We start from the raw sequence: 17,853 nt of genomic DNA, 5'->3' as shown, positions 1-17,853 counted from the left end.
CGCCACCCGACCACGCGCCGCGGCCATGGCCGCTCAGGCCGAGCCGGAACGCCGTGTCCCCCTCGTCGGCCGAAGCCACCCCCGCCGTGGCGTGGCCCGCCGCCGGTCGGCCGAATCGTCACCGGATCGAAATCTGGGTGCCAGCACCCTTTTTCTGAGAAGAAGGCGGCGGACGGGCGTTTCCGGGGCGCACGTACGACCGGCGGTCGAATATCGGTCGGAGGCGAGCGGCCGAAACACACTTCCCGGGCCCCTGATCTCCGGGATGATTTAGGATGCGGCGCGAGGTGAAAAGGGGGCCATGGACATCGCCGCGCTGCCGAATCCCTATGACTATCGCAACCCGGTACGGGACGCGTCCCTCTTCGCGGGGCGTGACGACGAGCTCGCGAAGCTCCGATACGAGTTCGGCCAGGCGGCCCCGGACCGGCCGTCGATATATATCGCCATCCATGGCCGCCGGGCGGCCGGTAAGACCAGCCTGCTCAATCGTGCCGAGGCGATCGCGAAAGAGTGCCGGGTGCTTCCCGTCCGGGTCGACTTGGTGCCGGGCGATGCGACCCCCGTCGCGTTCTTCCGCAAGCTTTACGAGGAGCTGACGACCGCGCTCGCGCGGCAGGGCGGGCCGGACGCGCCGCCCGGAGCGGTCCCCGCCGTGGTGCGCCGGGTTCTCGCGGGCGGGACACCGCCGGACGACTTCCCTCTGGAGTTCCCCGAGTCCCTGGCCCTGAGCGCGCGCTCCCTAGGTGCGGTCTCCGAGCCCGCGCTCCGCGCCGACCTGGAGTATTTCGTACGGACCCTCGGGCGGCCGATCGCACTCCTCATCGACGAGGCGCAGCTCATAGCAGGGGACGAGAACATCCTGTCCATCCTGCGTGCGCTCGGCGGCCGGGTGCCGGGCTACGTCTTCGTGCTCGCCGGAACGAGTGACATGATCACTCGGATCACCGAGGTCTTCTCACCCCTCCTCCGGCAGTTCCGCGAGATCAAGGTGGAACCGTTCACCGAGACCGCGGACCTGCGTGCGTGCATGCTCCTTCCGCTGTGGAACATCGGGCTGGACGTCGACTGCTTCGACGATTTCGACCACGCGGCCTCGGAACTCACCGCGCTCACCGGCGGAAATCCGTACGAGATCCAGCTCTATTGCCATGAGATGTTCGCGCGATGGCAGCGGAACACAGCGCGGAAAATGGCGCTGACCCCCGAGATCCTCGAGAGCATCCGGTCCCGGATGGAGGATGGCAGGGATGTGCTCGACCGGCGGCTGATCAAACTGGTGCGCAGGATGTCGCCCGAGCGCCTGGAGGCGTTCAACATCCTCTGTTCCGCGCTGGGACACGCGACCCTCAATCAGGTGTGGTTCGCCTACAACCTGCTGGGTGATCCGCGGATCGACCGGGAGACGCTGGAGCGATGCCGGGCGGAGCTGCTCGACGCGGGCGTGCTGCGAGAGGATGCGGAGGGGATTCTCGACCTGGAGCTGGAGACCGAGCTGTTCGACGAGATCTACGTGCGTCTGTGGGCACACAAGAATCTCCCCAACCGCCGTCATCTGCTCCTCATGGGGCGCTTCTCATATAGGTTTTTGCTCTCCCTGAGGCTTTCCCGCCTGCTCCATGAGATGTCCCTCTCGCCCGCGCTGCTGCTGCCAACCTGTTGTCCGGTCATGGGTGCGGAGCATCTGCAAGCAGCGCTGTCGGCGCTCGAATGCCTGACTGGTGAGGAGGATGGGCCGTTCCCGTATGCGGTCAGCTACGTCCATAACGCCATCCTGCATGCCGGCATGCCCCGGGCACTCGACATCACTGAGGTGACCTGCATCTATGGTGCCGCCACTGCGGTCCGCTGGCTGTTTGCAGCCGATTCCGCCGACTTCGACATCTGCTCGCACCCCGAATTCACTGCGGCGGCCGCGAGGGTCTCGGAAATGGGAGGAACGCTGCGCGCCGAGCGGACCAGACTGCCGCTCAGGAATTGGTCAGAAGTCGTCGAATGGCTCGCCCGGTTCCCCGATGATATGCGTGAGGATTTCGCTCGCAATCATGAGCACGTCGCGTATCACGCCTATGAAGATGGCGACACCGTCGCCACACGTGACCATTTTGCGACGGCTCTGAGGTTCGCGCCGACCTTTTCTGCGGCGAACGGTCTGGCCTACGTCTCGCTCAAGCTGGGCGACGCTCGGGCCGCAGTGGAGTCGGCGGAGCGCGCGGTCACCCTCACGCAGAATCCGGCCGAGAAGGCCCTCGCCCACTACAACTGCGCGCTCGCGTGGCTGCGGCTTGGGGACCGCAGGGCCGCCGAGGAGCGACTCCTCCTCGCCGCCCAGATGATCAGGTCATCGAGCGATCCCGGGTTCACGGCCGGGTATCTCCTGTTGCCGCGCGACGGCGCCGACGTCGAGGGTGCCGACGTCGAGCTGGTGGAGCGGTCCGAGGTGCACCTGGGCCGTGCGATCGAGCAGGCGCTGAGCCTGCTCGGGCGCTCGGCCGAGGACACCGGTGAGGACGTCACGTCACGGGTGCGCAGGGCACCCAGGCCGATCGTTCTCGTGGTCGCCACCGAATGGGCCTCGGCGCACGGTGGCCTGAGCACGCTCAACCGCGACCTGTGCCGGGCGCTCGCCGCGGCAGGAGCACAGGTCTACTGCACCGTCCCGGCGGCGAGTGAGAAGGAGATCGCGGCGGCGAGCGAAGCGGGCGTGACGTTGCTGCGCGCGCCGGAGGTCCCCGGTCTGCCCGCGCTCTCCCGGCTCTACCGGCGCCCGCGCCTTCCCGACGGCGTGACCCCCGACCTCATCATCGGGCACGGCCGGATCACCGGGCCCGCCGCGGAGTGCCTGCAGAGCGACTTCTATCCGAACGCCATGCGCTTCCACTTCGTGCACATGGCACCGGATGAGATCGAATGGCACAAACCCGGGCAGGGCGTCGACGCCGGTACCCGTGCCGAGGAACGCACGGAGCTGGAACGCCGGCTCGGCGCCACCGCCGATCGGCTGGTCGCCGTGGGACCCCGGCTGCACAACCGGTTCCGCACCGAGCTGTCCGGAACCGGCGCCCCGCCTCCGCTGCGGCTTGACCCGGGCTTCGACATGGTCGATACGAGCCCGCGGACGCCTCCGCAGGGCCATCCGGCGAAGATCCTCTTCATCGGACGCATAGAGGACGCGGCGCTGAAAGGTGTGGACCTGGCGGCTCGTGCGTGCGGGCTGGTGTGCCGGAGGAGGGAACGCCACAAGCTGCCGCCGATCGAACTGGTGGTGCGAGGCGCGCCTGCGGGGACCGCGGACGAGCAGCGCGAACGGATCCGGGAATGGGCCGCGAACCCCAAGCTGGGCGTCGTCGTCCGCCCATACTCGGCGGACGAGGAGCGCTTGGATGCCGACCTGGAGCGGGCGAGTCTCGTCATCATGCCGTCCCGTTCCGAGGGATTCGGGCTCGTCGCCGCCGAGGCCATCGCGACGGGCGTCCCCACGTTGGTGAGCGAGAACAGTGGCCTGGCCGAGCTGCTGCAGGAGGTGCTCGACAACGAGTCCGCGGCACGGATGATCGTGCCGATGTCGGGCGTGGACGACGAGGACGCCGAGTCCTGGGCGTGGGCGATCGAGACGGTCATGTACGACGTGCCCGCCGCCTTCGCACGCGCGGAGCAGGTCAGGGCCACGCTGAGCGAGAAGGTCACGTGGGCCAATGCGGCCGCCACGCTGCTGAACGAGGTGGCCGGCGCCCGTGCCTCGCGACGGGGCAGGGCATGACCGAGGAACACCTGCTCGGCGACCTCGCCCTGACCGCGCCCGAGCAGCGGCTGGTCGACGCCTTCCGCCGCGGTGTCCAGGTGGACCTGCGGGAGGGGGACGCGGCCAAAGACGATCCCCGCCGAGGTAAGGAATGGGGGCCACGGCGAACCGTACGGGCGGAGGTGATCGAGCGGCTCGTGCTCGGCACCGGCGTCGCCCCGGAGGCGGGACGGGTTCCGGCCCTGCGGCTCAGGGGCGCTCGTATCACCGGGCGGCTCGACCTCGCGCACGGCACGATCGGCTGCCCGGTATGGCTGGAGGACTGCTCGTTCGCGGAGCCGGTCGTCTGCGACCGTGCCGACGTCCGGCACCTGTCGCTCGCCGGAAGCCGTCTCCCCGCCCTGCGCGCCGACTACCTGAGGTCGGCCACCGACCTCGACCTCACCCGGCTCACCGCCCGCGAGCTGCGCCTGTACGGGGCCGAGGTGAACGGCAACCTCGAACTCGACGAGGCCCGGCTGGTCAACGTGGGCGGCTGCGCCCTGTACGGCACGCACCTCAAGGTCAACGGCAGCCTCCACGCCAACGGGGCCTCGATCGAGGGCGAGGCCAGGCTGTACGGCGCCATCGTCCAGGACAGCGTGCTGATGATCGGCGCATGGCTGCTCAACCCCGGCGGCACCGCCCTCGCCGCCGGGCGCATGTCCGTCGGCGGCTCGCTCTACCTGCGCCGCGGCGACCGCGGCGGCCCCGTCCGGCGCGCGTACGTCGCGGACGGAAAGATACGCCTGGACGGCGTCACCATCGGCTCCACCCTCCGGATGGAGGGCGCCGTCATGCACAACCCCGGCCAGTGCGCCCTCGAGGCGACGAACCTCAACGTCGGCCACTTCGCCGACCTGCGCGGCGTCACCGTCCGCGGGTGGCTGACGCTCTCGGAGAGCAGGATCGGCTCGAGCCTCGATCTCACCGGCGGGCGCGTGATCTCCGACGCGCAAGTGAGCCTCGACCTGTCCGAGATCGAGGCCAAGACCGTCTCGCTGCCCGAGAGCTGCAGCGGCACCATCGACCTGACCGACACCCGGGTGGTGACCCTCGACCTGCACGGCGTGGCGACCACGGGAACCATGCGGCTGGGCGGCCTGCACTTCGAGCGCCTCACCCCCGAGCTGCCCCCCAAACAGCTGCTCGACTGGCTCCGCCGATCCGTCGCCACCTACGAGCCGCACCCGTACGAGCAGCTGGTGGCGATGTTCCGCCGGATCGGCCACGACGAGGACGCGCGTACCGTCCTGCTCGCCAAGGAGCGCCGTCGCCGGGCGACGCTCCGCCTGCCCGGACGCCTGTGGGGGTACGTCCAGGACGTCATGATGGGCTACGGCTACCGCCCGCTGCGCGCCGGCGCGTGGCTGCTCCTGCCCTTGGCCCTCGCCACCTGGTACTACTCCATCCGCCCGCCCCGTCCGCTCGACGCGGACAACGGACTCGCCTTCAGCCCGCTCGCGTACGCGCTCGACCTGCTCCTCCCCGTGGTCGACCTCGGTCAGGAGAAGGCCTTCGGCCCCGCCACCCCCGTCGATCAGTGGTTCGGCTATGCCGTCGTCGCGATCGGCTGGATCCTCGCGACGTCATCGCGGCCGGAATAAGCCGCGTCCTCAAGCGCCAGTAGCCCACCACCCCGCCTCTGATCATCGCGGCGGTGCCGCTGTGGGCGTCCAGCGGAGCCTGACGATGAGCGCGTGCGGGGCAAGGGAGGCGACAGGGTGGACGGGCTGCACGTAGCCGGTCGTGGTCGAGGACGGCCACCGGTCCGACGAGCAGGCCCATGGCCGCGGTCCAGGGGCAGGGCGGTACGGCCGTGCAGCAGCGAGCCGGCGGTCCCCGCCGACGTGGGAGGTTTCGAGCCGAGGAGGACGACCCAGCCGGCACCGGCGGGTCCGCGCGGCCGGATGCGGCGCCCCCGTGGCCGTCGATGAGGGTGTGTAGCCGCAGGGACAGGCGTTGTGCTCGGTGGTCGTCCACGGCTTCCGTCGGCGACCAGGCAACGGGGCGGCGCCCCGGCTGTTCCATCCACTGTCGGCCGGACTCACGGGAGCCTGGTCCGGGCGATCCGCAGAGACGTGTCCGAGAGAGACGGACCGGGGCGGCCGGGCTCCGTCAGGAGTGCCGATGACGGCGGAAGCGGAACGACCCGCCCGGCCTGGTCGGTGGGCCGGGCGGGCCGTCTCACCTCGGCGGCGATACCTGTCACCGTGGCGAGTGCCGGGAGATCACGGCACTGAACCGGGCGGGGCCGTCGCAGATGGCCTCGGAGGGGTCAGGATTCGCCGCAGCCGAAGGCGGAATCCGGGTGCGGGGACGGGTCGGGTTCGGGACCGATCAGGAAGATCGCCGTCTTCGCGCCGCTCATGACGCCCTCGTGGACGTACCAGCCGGCGGGGGCCCGGTCCGGCCCGTGCATGGTGCCCGCGTGGGCGAAGGTCGGCTCGACGCCGCGCTCGCGGGCGATCCGGGTGACCTCGGCGACGGTCCGGTTGACGTACGGCACGCAGTGCAGCGGCTCGCCGGGGGAGCCGACGTCGGGTCTGATCAGGTAGTCCTCACCCGGGCGGGCCTCCCGGCCGATGGTGATCCGGGCCCGTTCGGTCAGGTCGACCGGTATCCGCACCCCGAGCGGGCAGCCGTGGGGCGTCTGGCAGGAGCCGGGCGGCCGGAGGGGGGAGACGGGATCGCCGGGGGAGGCCTCCTTGCCGAGCGGGAGCTCGTCGACGGTGGTGATCCTTCCGTCGGCCGGCACCCTGCCCTCGGCCTGGAGCCGGTCGAGGTCCTGGACGATGAAGACGGAACCCGCGCGGCCGCGGGACGTCGGCTTCACCTCGAGTGTGATGTCGAGCCCGCGGGCGCGCAGCTCCCGTTCGTACGTCTCCGGATCGGCGTACATGTCCAGCACCCGGATGACGTAGTGGTCGCCGTCGCGGCGGATGTCGAGCGCGGCGGCGGCCGGGGCGGAGCCGAGCCCCGGTAGGGCGGGGAGCACCCAGCCCAGCGCCAGCGCCGCGGCGGTGAGCCCGGCGGCCACCGGTACGGCGAGCCACCGGCGGCGTCGGCGGGCCGGCGCCGGGGACAGGGCGACCGGGGTCGTGGTGATCTCTTCCATCAGTTGGCGGCCCGATGGGGTCAGCCCGGGACCGGGGTCCGGGGCGATGGCGGCAACCAGCCGGTCGATGTCGTCGGTTCGTGGCATCACGCCTTCCCTTCGCTCAGCGCGACCGCCCGCGCCCCGTAGCGGGACACGTCGAGCCCGGCCGCGCGCAGTTCCTTGGCCAGCCGTTTGCGGGCGCGGTGCAGCCGGAGGCGGACCGTGGCGCGCGAGCAGCCCAGCACCACGGCGATCTCGTCGTGGCTCAGGCCCTCCCAGCTCACCAGGGCGAGCACCTCACGGTCGGCGGGCCGCAACCGCCGGAACGCGGCGCGCACCTCGGTGCGGTCCGCGGCCTCGGCGGGATCGGGCGAGCGCGCCGCCCACCCGGCCAGCTCCGCGCCGAGCCGTTCCACCAGCTCACTGCGGCGGGTCTCGGCCCGCCGCCCGTTGGCGAGCACCCGCCGGGCCACGCCGTACAGCCACAGCCGGGTCCGTGGCCCGTCCGGGATGTCGTCGAGGCGCCGCCAGGCGATGGTGAACGTCTCGGCGAGGGCGTCGGCCGCATCGTGTGGTGAGTCGGTGCGCCGCCGGATGTAGGCGAGCACGTCGGCGTAGTGCGCCAGGTACATCTCGGCGAAGCGCGCCTTACGGTTGGGGGGATCCACCCTGCTCCCTCCCGTTCTGAGGAGTCCGTCACCCATGGAGGTGTCCGCAGGGCCCGGTGCGTTTCACCCCTATCCGGCGGGTCCGGCGGGCGGCCGGGGTCAGGGCAGCCAGGACTCGTCGTCGGTGGCGTGCGCGAGCAGGCGGCGCAGCAGCGTGCGCAGGGTCTCGATCTCGTACGGGGTGAGGGCGTCGCCGAGGAACTCGGCCTCGGCCTCGAGCAGCGCGGCCTGGGCGTAGTAGACGGCGCGCTCGGTGCGGGAGGAGAGCTCGAGGCGGCAGGTACGGCCGGACATGCCGGGCCGCCTGCGCAGATGCCCGGCCCGTTCCAGCTCGGCGGTCATCTCCTGCAGCGACTGGCGGGTCACGCCGATCTGGCGGGCGAGCTCCGCCATGGTGAGCGCGGGTTCCTGGCGGAGCTGCATCAGCAGGCCGAACTGGCGCACGGTGAGCCCGTGCGGGCGAAGCTCCCGCTCGGCGTGCCGGGCCGCGATCGTGGCGGCGTAGGCGAGCAGACAGAAGATCGGGGGTGGCTGTGCCGGCTTCGTCTGCGGCGTGGATGTTGACGGCATTCCGCCAGGATAGTCAGGGTTCCTGACATTCGAGCGTGTTTTCGATCTAAGCTTTCTGGGTCCCGAACCGGGGGAGTGACCCGGAAACCACCCCAGAACCCACTAATGCGCCCACAAGGTGCTCTCTTGTCGTGCCCGAAACCCGTGGCGAGAGGAGAAACCCGTGAATCGCACTCGCGGTCTGACCCCGGGACCTCCCGGGGCCAAGGGCGAGACCGGCGAGGTCGTGGGCGGCATCGGCGTCGACGTCGCGGAAGGGAATCCGTCGCCTTCCGTGGCGCCGACGGCGCGGGGCGCATGCGTACCCCGCTGCCGACCCCGGCCGCCGGGACGGCGACCGTCGCCGGCCCGCTCGACATCCGGCACCACGCCGACCGGCTGCTCGCCGCCCTCGGCCACTCGCGGGGGATCGCGCCGCCCGGCGGGCACGCCCTCCGGCGGCCCTCGTCGCGGCCCGATACCGTCCTCGGCCCGATGCACCGGCCCGAGCCGATCTCCCTCGACGAACCTCACCGCCCGCTACCTCGACAAGGCCGACACAATGGCCGAGCGTGTGCTCGACTGTGGTCGGGCATTGCCGGCGACGCCCCGGACGGTTCAAGGCCGATCTCGCCGGGGGTCACATCACGTGACCATCGGCAAGGGTGAGGAGCCCGGCCGCAGAGATCGCCGCGCGTGCCCCACCGTCCGCGAGTGAACGGCCGGGGAAACGCCGGTGGCCGATCGTTCTGGTCTCGGCATTCGAATGGCCGGGTGAAGTTGCGCAGGTCCGTCCGGAGCTTCTGGTCATCCCGGCTCTGTGCTTGTCATCCTTGGTTGACACGCCTTCTGTGTCAACCTAGGCTGACACAGTGAATTGAGGCTTTATCGCGGCGTTCGCCCAGGTGGCGAGCGTTGAAAAGGGGGTCGGCCGGTGGGTGCGCCACCGGACGGGCCACCTGGTCATATCGTCCTGAGCTTTCGGGCTCCGATTCGGCGGATCGGCCCGGCAATAACCCCTGAATCCTCCTGACGCGCCCACGAGGTGCTTGTTTGTCATGCCCGAAAACCGTGGCGAAAGGGGAAATCCGATGATCCATGCTCGCGGCCTGACCCGGCACTTCCGGGTCAAGGGCGAGACCGTCGAGGCCGTGCGCGGCATCGACATCGACGTCGCGGAAGGAGAGCTCGTCGCCTTCCTCGGCCCCAACGGCGCGGGCAAGTCCACCAGCCTGCGCATGCTCACCACGCTGCTGCCCCCGACCGCCGGGACGGCGACCGTCGCCGGGTGCGACATCCGCACCGACCCGCTCGGCGCCCGGCGCCGCATCGGCTACATCGGCCAGGGGCGGGGCGCGGGGGATGCCTTCCGCGTCCGCGACGAGCTGCTCTTCCAGGGCCGCTTCCACGGCATGAGCCGGGCGGACGCGCGGCGCCGCGCCGACGAGCTGCTCGCCGGCCTCGAGCTCGACGGGGTCGCCAAGCGCGTGGCGAGCACGCTCTCCGGCGGCCAGCGGCGGCGGCTCGACATCGCCCTCGGCCTGATGCACCGGCCCGAGCTGCTCTTCCTCGACGAGCCCTCCACCGGGCTCGACCCGCACAGCCGCGCCAACCTGTGGCAGCACATCCTGCGGCTGCGCGAGGAGTACGGCACGACCATCTTCCTCACCACCCACTACCTCGACGAGGCCGACACCATGGCCGAGCGTGTGATGATCATCGATCACGGCCGGGTCATCGCCGACGACACCCCCGAGCGGCTCAAGGCCGACCTCGCCGGCGACCTGATCACGGTGACCGTCGGCAAGGGCGAGGCCGCGCGGGCCGCCGAGATCGCCGCCCGCATCCCCACCGCGCACGAGATCACCACCGGCCGGCAGGCTCCGGACGCGGCCGGTCCGTCCACCGCCCCGCAGGACGGGCCGGACGAGGGCGCCGACACCGTCACCTTCCGGGTCAAGAACGGCCCTGCCGTACTGCCCGAGCTCGTGCGTGCCCTCGACGCGGCCGGGCTGTGGACGGTCGCCACCGAGGTCCGCCGCCCCACCCTCGACGACGTGTTCCTCGCGCTCACCGGCCGCAGCCTGCGCGAGAGCGACCAGACCCAGGAAGGAGCCTGACCATGACCACCACCACCACCGCCACCGCCGTCGCCGCCCCGGGCCGCCTCGGCCGCGCCGCCAACCTCCTCCGCGAGGTGGGCCTGGTGTTCGCCCGGGAGATCAGCCCCGAGCTGCGGGTCCCGATCGGCCTCATCATCGGCATGCTGCAGCCGCTCATCTTCCTCGTGCTGTTCGGGCCGCTGCTCGGCGGCATGCCGGGGCTCGGCGACTCCCACTGGCAGTGGTTCGTGCCCGGCATCCTCGTGATGATCGGCCTGTTCGGCTCCGGAGCCGCCGGTTACAACGTGATCGTGGAGGCGGGCGGCGGCTCGCTGGAGCGCGTGCTCGTCACCCCGGTCAGCCGGGCCGCGATGCTGATCGGCCGCACCCTCAAGGAGGGGCTGATCCTCCTCACCCAGGGCGTGCTCATCACCCTGGTGATGGCGCCGTTCGGCCTGCGCCTCCACCCGGCCGGGGTGACCGCCGGGCTCGCCCTGCTCGTGGTGGTCGGCATCGGCATCGGGTCGCTGTCCTTCGCGCTCGCCCTCGCCGCCAAACGCACGCCGTCGTTGTTCTGGGCGGTGCAGCAGTTCGCGCAGTTCCCGCTGCTGCTCTCGTCGGGGGTGCTGCTACCCGTGGAGGCGGGCCCGTCCTGGCTCGCCGCCGTGTCGCGGGTCAACCCGATCACCTACGTGGTCGAGGCCGAGCGGGCGCTGTTCGCCGGAGACCTGACCGCCCCCGAGGTCGCCTACGGGGCGCTCGCCGCCGGCGCGATCGCCGCGGTCGGCCTCGCGCTCGGCATCCGGGGCATGCGCCGCGCCTCCCTCTGACCGCGGGATCCCCGGCGGCCGGCACGCGCGCCCGCACACCCCCGGTGCGCGGCCGCGTGCCGGTCAGCCGCGGCCCCGCACGGTCAGCGACGCGAGCAGCTCCTCGGTCGCCTTCGCGACCGCGGTCACCGCCCGCTCGAACGCCTCGGCGTTGTGCGCGGCCGGGGTACGGAACCCGGAGATCTTGCGGACGTACTGCAGCGCCGCGGCGCGCACGTCCTGTTCGGTCACCTCGTCGGTGTACGGCGGGCGGAGGGTCTTGATGCTCCTGCACATGCCCTCATTCAACCCGCCGCCACCGACGAACCGTACACGTCGGCCCCGAAGGCGTCGGCGATCTCGCGCATGCCGCGGGCCAGCTCGGCGAGGTCGAGCGCCTTCATCCGGTCCGCCGGGCCGGACACCGACATGCCCGCGACCACCCGCCGCCCGTCGCGCACCGGCACCGCCAGGCAGTGCACGCCCGTCTCCTCCTCGCCGAGGTCGAGCGCGTACCCGCGCTCACGCACCCGCTCCAGCTCGGCGAGCATCTCCGGCACCGAGGTGATCGTCTGGTCGGTACGGCGCGGCATCCCGGTGCGCTCGAGGATCGCGGCCGCGTCCGGCCGGTCGGCGAGCAGCACCTTGCCCACCGCCGTGCTGTGCGCCGGCACCCGCCGCCCCACCTCGGCGAACATGCGCAGCCGCCGCGGCGAGGGCACCTGGGCCACGTACACGACGAAGTCCCCCTCGAGCACCGCCAGGTTCGCGGTCTCCCCGGACAGGTCCACCATGCGCGTCAGGTACGGCCGCGCCCACGCCGCCACCATGTTCTCGGCCGCGCCGCCGAGCCGTACCAGCGCGCCGCCGAGCGCGTAGCGGCGGTCGGACTCCTGCCGCACGTAGCCGCGGGCGAGCAGGGTGCGCAGCAGCCGGTGGATCGTCCCGTACGGCAGGCCGGTGGTGGCCGCGATCTCCGACAGGGCGGCCGCGCCGCCGTGCCCGGCGAGCGCCTCGAGCACGTCGAGCGCCCGGTCGACCGACTGGACCCCGCTCACCGCACCGCCAGCAGGGTCGAGGCGGGCAGGCCGCGCAGCGAGGCGTCGAGCACCTGCGCGGTGTGCGCGACCGGGATCGGCCGGTCACCGCGCCGCCGCAGCCCCGCGGCGATCTGCATGGTGCAGCCGGGGTTCGCCGACACCAGCAGGTCGGCGCCGGTGGCCGCGACCCGCTCGGCCTTGCGGTCGCCGAGCTGTCGGGCCGCGTCCGGCCGGAACAGGTTGTAGGTGCCCGCCGAGCCGCAGCAGATCGCCGACTCGGCGACCTCGACCAGCCGCACCCCCGGCACGCCGGACAGCAGCGCCCGCGGCTGGGACCGAACGTTCTGGGCGTGGGCGAGGTGGCAGGCGTCGTGGTAGGCGATGGTGAGCGGCAGCGGGTGCCGCTCGGCGGCCGGGCCGAGCTCGGCGAGGTACTCGGCGAGGTCGGCGAACCGCAGCCCCTTGGCCCGGGCCTGCCAGGCCGGGTCGCCGGCGAGCAGCTCGGCGTACTCCTTGGTGGCCGAGCCGCACCCGGCCGCGTTCACCACGACCGTGTCCACGCCCGCCCGCTCGAACGTCTCGACGATGCGCCGGGCGAACCGCACCGCCTCCTCCCGCCGCCCCGAGTGCACCGACAGCGCGCCGCAGCAGCCCTGCTCCGGCGGGATCACCACGTCGCAGCCCTCCAGCGCGAGCACCCGCGCGGTCGCCGCGTTCACCCCGGGGAAGAACGCGTCCTGCACGCACCCGGTGAGCAGGCCCACCCGGGCCCGGCGCGGCCCGCGCGCCCGCACCAGACGCGGCAGCCGTACCCGGGGGGTGATCGGCGGGGCGATCGCGGCCATCGTGCCCAGCCGCGGGGCGAGCAGCTCGAGCACCGGGGCGAGGCGGCGGCGCAGGCCCTCGGTGAGCCGCAGCGGCGCCCGCAGCGCGCGCAGCCGCCGCGGATACGGGAACAGGTGGAACACCAGCTCGCGGAACGCCTGCTCGGCGAGCGGGCGGCGGTGCTCCTCCTCCACCACGGCCCGGGCCTGCTCGATCAGCCGGTCGTAGCGCACCCCGGACGGGCAGGCGGTGACGCACGCCATGCAGCCCAGGCAGGCGTCGAGGTGCCCGGCCATCTCGGGGGTGACCGGGGTGCCCGCGACGTGCTGCCCCATCAGGTGGATGCGCCCGCGCGGCGAGTCCATCTCCTCGCCCCACAGCACGTAGGTGGGGCAGGTGGGCAGGCAGAAGCCGCAGTGCACGCAGGTGTCGATCAGCTCGGGATCGATGCCCGGGGCCGCCGGCCCGGTCCGTTCCGCCGTCATCAGATCCCTCCCGGGAACCGCCCGGGCGCCATGATCCGCCCGGGGTCGAACCGCTCCTTCACCCGCCGCATGAGGCCGAGCGCGCCGACCTTCCCCCACCGGTCGAGCCGGCGGGCGATCTCCTCCGGCGCGGCCAGCACGATCACCCGGCCGCCCGCGTTCTCCACCCCGGCGCGCACGTCCGCGACGAAGTGCTCGGCGCGCTCGGGCGCGATGTCGGCGGGCAGCGCCACGTGCAGCACCGCGGAGGCGGCCGAGCCGCGCGCCCGGATGTCGCCGGTGGCCGCGCTGCTCACCTCGGCCATCGCGGTGCCGATCTCGCCCGGCGGCACCCGGATCTCCACGAGGAACTCGTCCCCGGGCAGCCGTCCCCACCACGGCGGCGGCTCGGCGGAGACGTCCGCGGCCGCGCCGTGCGCCTCGAGCAGCCCGCGCACGGCCTGCGCCCGGGCCTCGGCCGCCGCGCCCTCGACGAGCACGGCCACGGTGAACGGCCCGAACATCACCTCGGGCCAGTCGATCTCGATCGCGGACGGCTCGGCGACGCTGGTGGCGACCGGGCCGATCACCTGGAACGGGTCGACGGGGAAGTCGTTGACGAAGCGGCGCTCGCCGTGCCCGTCCACCTGCTCGCGGGCGATCGGGTACGTCGCGGTCACCCAGCGGCGGTCGGCCGGCAGCGGGTGGAGGCGGAACGCCGCCTCGGCGATCACGCCGAGCGTGCCGTACGAGCCGGTGAACAGCTTGCCGAGGTCGTACCCGGCCACGTTCTTGACCACCTTGCCGCCGGATTTCGCGATGGTGCCGTCGGCGAGCACCACGGTGGCGCCGATGAGCAGGTCGCGGGCGGTGCCGTAGCGCAGCCGGCGCGGCCCGGCGACCGCGGCGGCGAGCGTGCCGCCGACCGTCGCCTCCGGGTCGGGCACGTCGAGCGCGAGCTCCTGGCCCTCGCGCGCCAGGATCTCGGCGAGCTGCCCCATCGTCACCCCGGCCTGCACCCGCACCACCAGGTCGCCCGCGGCGTGCTCGAGCACCTGGTTGAGGCAGCAGGTGTCGAGCAGCACGTCGCAGCGCTCGGGCGGGCGGCCCCAGTGCAGCTTGGTGCCGCCGCCGACCGGCACCACGGCGAGGTCGTGCTCGCTCGCCACCCGCAGCACCGCGGCGACCTCCTCGGTGCTCTCCGGCAGCGCCACCCAGCGCGGCTTCACCCCGGCGACGTCGTCGTCCGGCCCGGCGTCCCGGATCGTGACGCCGGTCGCGGCGAGGGCCTCGGCGGGCTGCGCGGCCATCAGAACAGCTCCGCCTTTCCCGCCTCGACGAGCGGGTGCACGCCCTTGCGCACCCCCGGTGCCTCGCCGCACAGCCGCGGGGTGGGGAACACCTTGCCCGGGTTCGACAGGTTGCGCGGGTCGAACGCGCACCGCACCAGCTGCATGGTGTCAAGATCCTGGTCGCTGAACATCCTCGTCATGTACCGCGCCTTGTCCACGCCCACGCCGTGCTCCCCGGTGATCGAGCCGCCGTGCCGGATGCACAGGTCGAGGATGCGGCCGCTCACCTCGGCGGCGCGCTCCCCGGCGCCCTCCTCCTCGTCGTCGAACAACACCAGCGGGTGCAGGTTGCCGTCCCCGGCGTGGAACACGTTCGCCACGCGGATGCCGTACTCGCGGGACAGCTCGTCGATCGCGGCGAGCACGCCCGGCAGCGCGGTGCGCGGCACCACGCCGTCCTGCACGATGTACGCCGGGCTGATCCGGCCCACCGCGGCGAACGCGGACTTGCGGCCCTTCCAGATCGCGGCGCGCTCGTCGGCGTCCTTGGCCACCCGCAGCTCGAACGCGCCGTTCTCCCGGCACAGCCGCTCGACCTGCGCGTACTCCTGCTCCACCGCGGCGAGCGGGCCGTCGAGCTCGACCACGAGCACCGCGCCCGCGCCCGGCGGGTAGCCGCAGGCGACCGCGGCCTCGGCGGCCTCGATGGCGAGCGCGTCCATCATCTCGATCGCGGCCGGGACCACGCCCGCGCCGATGATCGCGGACACCGCGCGGCCGCCGGACTCGACGTCGGGGAACGCGGCGAGCAGCGTGCACACCGCCTCCGGCGTGACCGACAGCCGGACCGTGATCTTGGTGGCGATGCCGAGCGTGCCCTCCGAGCCGACGAACGCGCCGAGCAGGTCGTAGCCGGCGTCCATGCGGTCGAGCTCGACGATGTCCCCGTCCGGGGTGACGATCTCGCACGCCTCGACGTGGTTGACGGTGAAGCCGTACTTGAGGCAGTGCGCGCCGCCGGAGTTCTCCGCGACGTTGCCGCCGATCGAGCAGACCTGCTGGCTGGAGGGGTCGGGGGCGTAGTAGAAGCCCCGGTCGCGCACCGCCTCGGTGATCGCCAGGTTGGTCACGCCGGGCTCGACCACGGCGCGGCGGCTCGCCAGGTCGATGGAGAGGATGCGGCGCATCCGGGAGGTGACGATGAGCACCCCGTCGGACCGGGGCAGCGCCCCGCCGGACAGGCCGGTGCCCGAGCCGCGGGCGACGAACGGCACGCCGTACTCGTTGCAGGCGCGCACGATCGCCGCGATCTGCTCGGCCGACTCCGGGAGCACGACCAGGCCCGGAGTGGCGCGATGGTAGGTGAGGCCGTCGCATTCGTAGGTGCGCAGCCGTACCGGGTCGGTGATCACGGCATCGGGGCCGAGGATCTCCCGGCAGCGTGCCGTCAGCCGGGCGAGCGGGCCGGGACCGTCCGGCCCGCCGTCCGGAGCGGCGACGAAGGTCTCGCTCACGGCCGCCTCCCGTCGAGAATCGCCATCAGCGAGACCTTACGTCGTACAGCGGCACATGTCATGGCATGCGTTCGTACGCGGGCAGGGTGAGGAACTCCACGAAGTCGTCGTCGAGCGCGACCTCCTTGAACAGCTCGGTCGCCTTGCCGTACAGGTCCTCGTCGAAGCCGGGCTCGGAGCGGATGTTCGCCAGCTCCTCCTCGACGATCCGCTCCACCAGGTCCTTGGTGACGGTCGCGCCGGTGTCGTCGAGCTTGATGCCGTTGTGCACCCACTGCCACACCTGGGAGCGGCAGATCTCGGCGGTGGCCGCGTCCTCCATCAGGTTGTGGATCGCCGCCGCGCCGTTGCCGCCGAGCCACGCGGCGAGGTAGCGGATGCCCACGTCGACGTTGTTGCGCAGGCCCGCCTCGGTGATGTTCCCGGGGGTGGCGGAGACGTTGAGCAGGTCGGCGGCGGTGACGTTGACGTCCTCGCGCAGCCGGTCGAGCTGGTTCGGCTTGTCGCCGAGCACGCCGTCGAAGACCTCCATGCAGATCGGCACGAGGTCCGGGTGGGCGACCCAGGAGCCGTCGAAGCCGTCGTTGGACTCGCGGGTCTTGTCCTGGCGCACCTTCTCCAGCGCGACCGCGTTGACCTCGGGGTTGCGGCGCGACGGGATGAACGCGGCCATGCCGCCGATCGCGTGCGCGCCGCGCTTGTGGCAGGTGCGCACGAGCAGCTCGGTGTAGGCGCGCATGAACGGCGCGGTCATGGTGACCACGTTCCGCTCGGGCAGCAGGAACTCGCGGCCGCGGGTGCGGAACTTCTTGATCACGCTGAACAGGTAGTCCCAGCGCCCGGCGTTGAGCCCGGCCGAGTGCTCGCGCAGCTCGTAGAGGATCTCCTCCATCTCGAACGCGGCCGGGTAGGTCTCGATGAGCACGGTCGCCCGGATCGTGCCGCGCGAGATGCCGAGCAGCTCCTGGGCGCGGACGAACACGTCGTTCCACAGCCGGGCCTCGAGGTGGCTCTCCATCTTCGGCAGGTAGAAGTACGGGCCCTTGCCCTTGTCGAGCTGCCGCTTGGCGCAGTGGAACATGTAGAGCCCGAAGTCGAGCAGCGAGCCCGACATCTTGGCGCCGTCGACGAGGATGTGCTTCTCCTCCAGGTGCCAGCCGCGCGGGCGCACCACGATCGTGGCGAGCTCCTCGTCCGGGCGCAGCCGGTAGGACTTGCCGCCGGTCTCGAAGTCGATGGTGCGGTCGAGCGCGTCCTTGAGGTTGAGCTGGCCGCCGATCACGTTCTCCCACAGCGGGGAGAGCGCGTCCTCGAAGTCGGCGAGCCACACCTTGGCGCCGGAGTTGAGCGCGTTGATCGTCATCTTCCGGTCGGTCGGACCGGTGATCTCGACGCGGCGGTCGACCAGGCCGGGCGCCGGGTCGGCGACCCGCCAGGAGTCGTCCTCGCGGATGTGCTTGGTCTCCGGAAGGAAGTCGAGGTTGGCGCCGGCGGACAGCTCCCGCTGGCGGGCCTGCCGGGCCTCGAGCAGCTCGAGGCGGCGGCCGTTGAACTCGCGCTGGAGCGTGGCCACGAACGCCAGCGCCTCCGGCGTGAGGATCTCGTCGAATCGGGTAAGCAGCGGGCCGGTGATCTCAACGCCGTCCATGCCGTGATCCTTTCCGGGATGCGGAAAAGTGATTCTGAAGTATGGAAATCACGCTACTTGA

13 protein-coding genes are annotated in these 17,853 nt (G+C 72.2%); 4 read left to right on the top strand and 9 right to left on the bottom strand.

Features of this window, described 5'->3' with window-relative positions; all coding sequences use genetic code 11:
* Nucleotides 1-301: 301 nt before the first annotated feature.
* Nucleotides 302-3,760 carry a glycosyltransferase gene (locus FHX40_RS15230; protein ID WP_142260239.1) on the top strand — a complete coding sequence of 1,153 codons (3,459 nt, stop codon included), beginning with the start codon at nt 302-304 and terminating at the stop codon, nt 3,758-3,760.
* Nucleotides 3,757-5,388: a hypothetical protein gene (locus FHX40_RS15225; RefSeq protein WP_142260238.1), complete on the top strand. Its 1,632-nt coding sequence runs from the start codon at nt 3,757-3,759 to the stop codon at nt 5,386-5,388. The genes FHX40_RS15230 and FHX40_RS15225 overlap by 4 nt, the downstream gene beginning before the upstream one ends.
* Before the next feature lie 671 nt (nt 5,389-6,059).
* Here the strand turns inward: FHX40_RS15225 and FHX40_RS15220 are convergent.
* The 3 genes from FHX40_RS15220 to FHX40_RS15210 all read right to left on the bottom strand — a co-directional run bounded on the left by FHX40_RS15220 (nt 6,060) and on the right by FHX40_RS15210 (nt 8,119).
* Nucleotides 6,060-6,986 (bottom strand): hypothetical protein, encoded by a 927-nt coding sequence (locus FHX40_RS15220; protein ID WP_142260237.1) that lies wholly within the window; start codon nt 6,984-6,986, stop codon nt 6,060-6,062.
* Entirely contained in the window at nt 6,986-7,549 is a 564-nt protein-coding gene (locus tag FHX40_RS15215) for an RNA polymerase sigma factor (protein ID WP_142260236.1), read from the bottom strand. The genes FHX40_RS15220 and FHX40_RS15215 overlap by 1 nt, the downstream gene beginning before the upstream one ends.
* 99 nt (nt 7,550-7,648) lie before the next feature.
* On the bottom strand, nt 7,649-8,119 hold the full coding sequence (locus FHX40_RS15210; protein WP_142260235.1) for a MarR family winged helix-turn-helix transcriptional regulator: 471 nt from the start codon (nt 8,117-8,119) through the stop codon (nt 7,649-7,651).
* A 1,070-nt stretch (nt 8,120-9,189) separates the two neighbouring features.
* Between FHX40_RS15210 and FHX40_RS15205 the strand changes: the two genes are divergently transcribed.
* Entirely contained in the window at nt 9,190-10,218 is a 1,029-nt protein-coding gene (locus FHX40_RS15205; protein WP_142260234.1) for an ABC transporter ATP-binding protein, read from the top strand.
* Between the two features lie 2 nt (nt 10,219-10,220).
* Complete coding sequence (locus tag FHX40_RS15200) at nt 10,221-11,030, top strand: ABC transporter permease (protein ID WP_142260233.1); 810 nt, start codon at nt 10,221-10,223, stop codon at nt 11,028-11,030.
* Between the two features lie 63 nt (nt 11,031-11,093).
* On the opposite strand, the gene FHX40_RS15195 is transcribed toward FHX40_RS15200, so the two are convergent.
* Genes FHX40_RS15195 through aceB form a run of 6 tightly spaced genes read right to left on the bottom strand, consistent with a single transcriptional unit; the run spans nt 11,094 to nt 17,792 of the window.
* Entirely contained in the window at nt 11,094-11,306 is a 213-nt protein-coding gene (locus FHX40_RS15195; RefSeq protein ID WP_142260232.1) for a DUF2277 domain-containing protein, read from the bottom strand.
* A gap of 8 nt (nt 11,307-11,314) precedes the next feature.
* Entirely contained in the window at nt 11,315-12,067 is a 753-nt protein-coding gene (locus FHX40_RS15190; RefSeq protein ID WP_142260231.1) for an IclR family transcriptional regulator, read from the bottom strand.
* A complete protein-coding gene (locus tag FHX40_RS15185; RefSeq protein ID WP_142260230.1) occupies nt 12,064-13,359 on the bottom strand; it encodes a (Fe-S)-binding protein in 1,296 nt (431 codons plus the stop codon). The genes FHX40_RS15190 and FHX40_RS15185 overlap by 4 nt, the downstream gene beginning before the upstream one ends.
* Nucleotides 13,359-14,648 (bottom strand): FAD-binding oxidoreductase, encoded by a 1,290-nt coding sequence (locus tag FHX40_RS15180; protein ID WP_142260229.1) that lies wholly within the window; start codon nt 14,646-14,648, stop codon nt 13,359-13,361. Before FHX40_RS15180 ends, FHX40_RS15185 begins: the two co-directional genes overlap by 1 nt.
* Nucleotides 14,648-16,144, bottom strand: a complete 1,497-nt coding sequence (locus tag FHX40_RS15175) for an FAD-linked oxidase C-terminal domain-containing protein (RefSeq protein WP_373286863.1) — start codon at nt 16,142-16,144, stop codon at nt 14,648-14,650. Before FHX40_RS15175 ends, FHX40_RS15180 begins: the two co-directional genes overlap by 1 nt.
* 58 nt (nt 16,145-16,202) lie before the next feature.
* On the bottom strand, nt 16,203-17,792 hold the full coding sequence (gene aceB / locus FHX40_RS15170) for a malate synthase A (protein WP_142260228.1): 1,590 nt from the start codon (nt 17,790-17,792) through the stop codon (nt 16,203-16,205).
* Nucleotides 17,793-17,853 lie beyond the last annotated feature (61 nt).

It is taken from the genome of Thermopolyspora flexuosa (assembly GCF_006716785.1).
Taxonomy (GTDB): Bacteria; Actinomycetota; Actinomycetes; order Streptosporangiales; family Streptosporangiaceae; genus Thermopolyspora; species Thermopolyspora flexuosa.
This window is presented reverse-complemented; position numbering and strand designations above follow the sequence as displayed.

Bases quoted from the DNA above. Each gene is read 5' to 3' on its own strand.
- FHX40_RS15230 (WP_142260239.1), top strand. From the start codon at position 302: ATGGACATCGCCGCGCTGCCGAATCCCTATGACTATCGCAACCCGGTA.
- FHX40_RS15225 (WP_142260238.1), top strand. From the start codon at position 3,757: ATGACCGAGGAACACCTGCTCGGCGACCTCGCCCTGACCGCGCCCGAG.
- FHX40_RS15220 (WP_142260237.1), bottom strand. From the start codon at position 6,986: ATGCCACGAACCGACGACATCGACCGGCTGGTTGCCGCCATCGCCCCG.
- FHX40_RS15210 (WP_142260235.1), bottom strand. From the start codon at position 8,119: ATGCCGTCAACATCCACGCCGCAGACGAAGCCGGCACAGCCACCCCCG.
- FHX40_RS15205 (WP_142260234.1), top strand. From the start codon at position 9,190: ATGATCCATGCTCGCGGCCTGACCCGGCACTTCCGGGTCAAGGGCGAG.
- FHX40_RS15200 (WP_142260233.1), top strand. From the start codon at position 10,221: ATGACCACCACCACCACCGCCACCGCCGTCGCCGCCCCGGGCCGCCTC.
- FHX40_RS15195 (WP_142260232.1), bottom strand. From the start codon at position 11,306: ATGTGCAGGAGCATCAAGACCCTCCGCCCGCCGTACACCGACGAGGTG.
- FHX40_RS15185 (WP_142260230.1), bottom strand. From the start codon at position 13,359: ATGACGGCGGAACGGACCGGGCCGGCGGCCCCGGGCATCGATCCCGAG.
- FHX40_RS15180 (WP_142260229.1), bottom strand. From the start codon at position 14,648: ATGGCCGCGCAGCCCGCCGAGGCCCTCGCCGCGACCGGCGTCACGATC.
- aceB (WP_142260228.1), bottom strand. From the start codon at position 17,792: ATGGACGGCGTTGAGATCACCGGCCCGCTGCTTACCCGATTCGACGAG.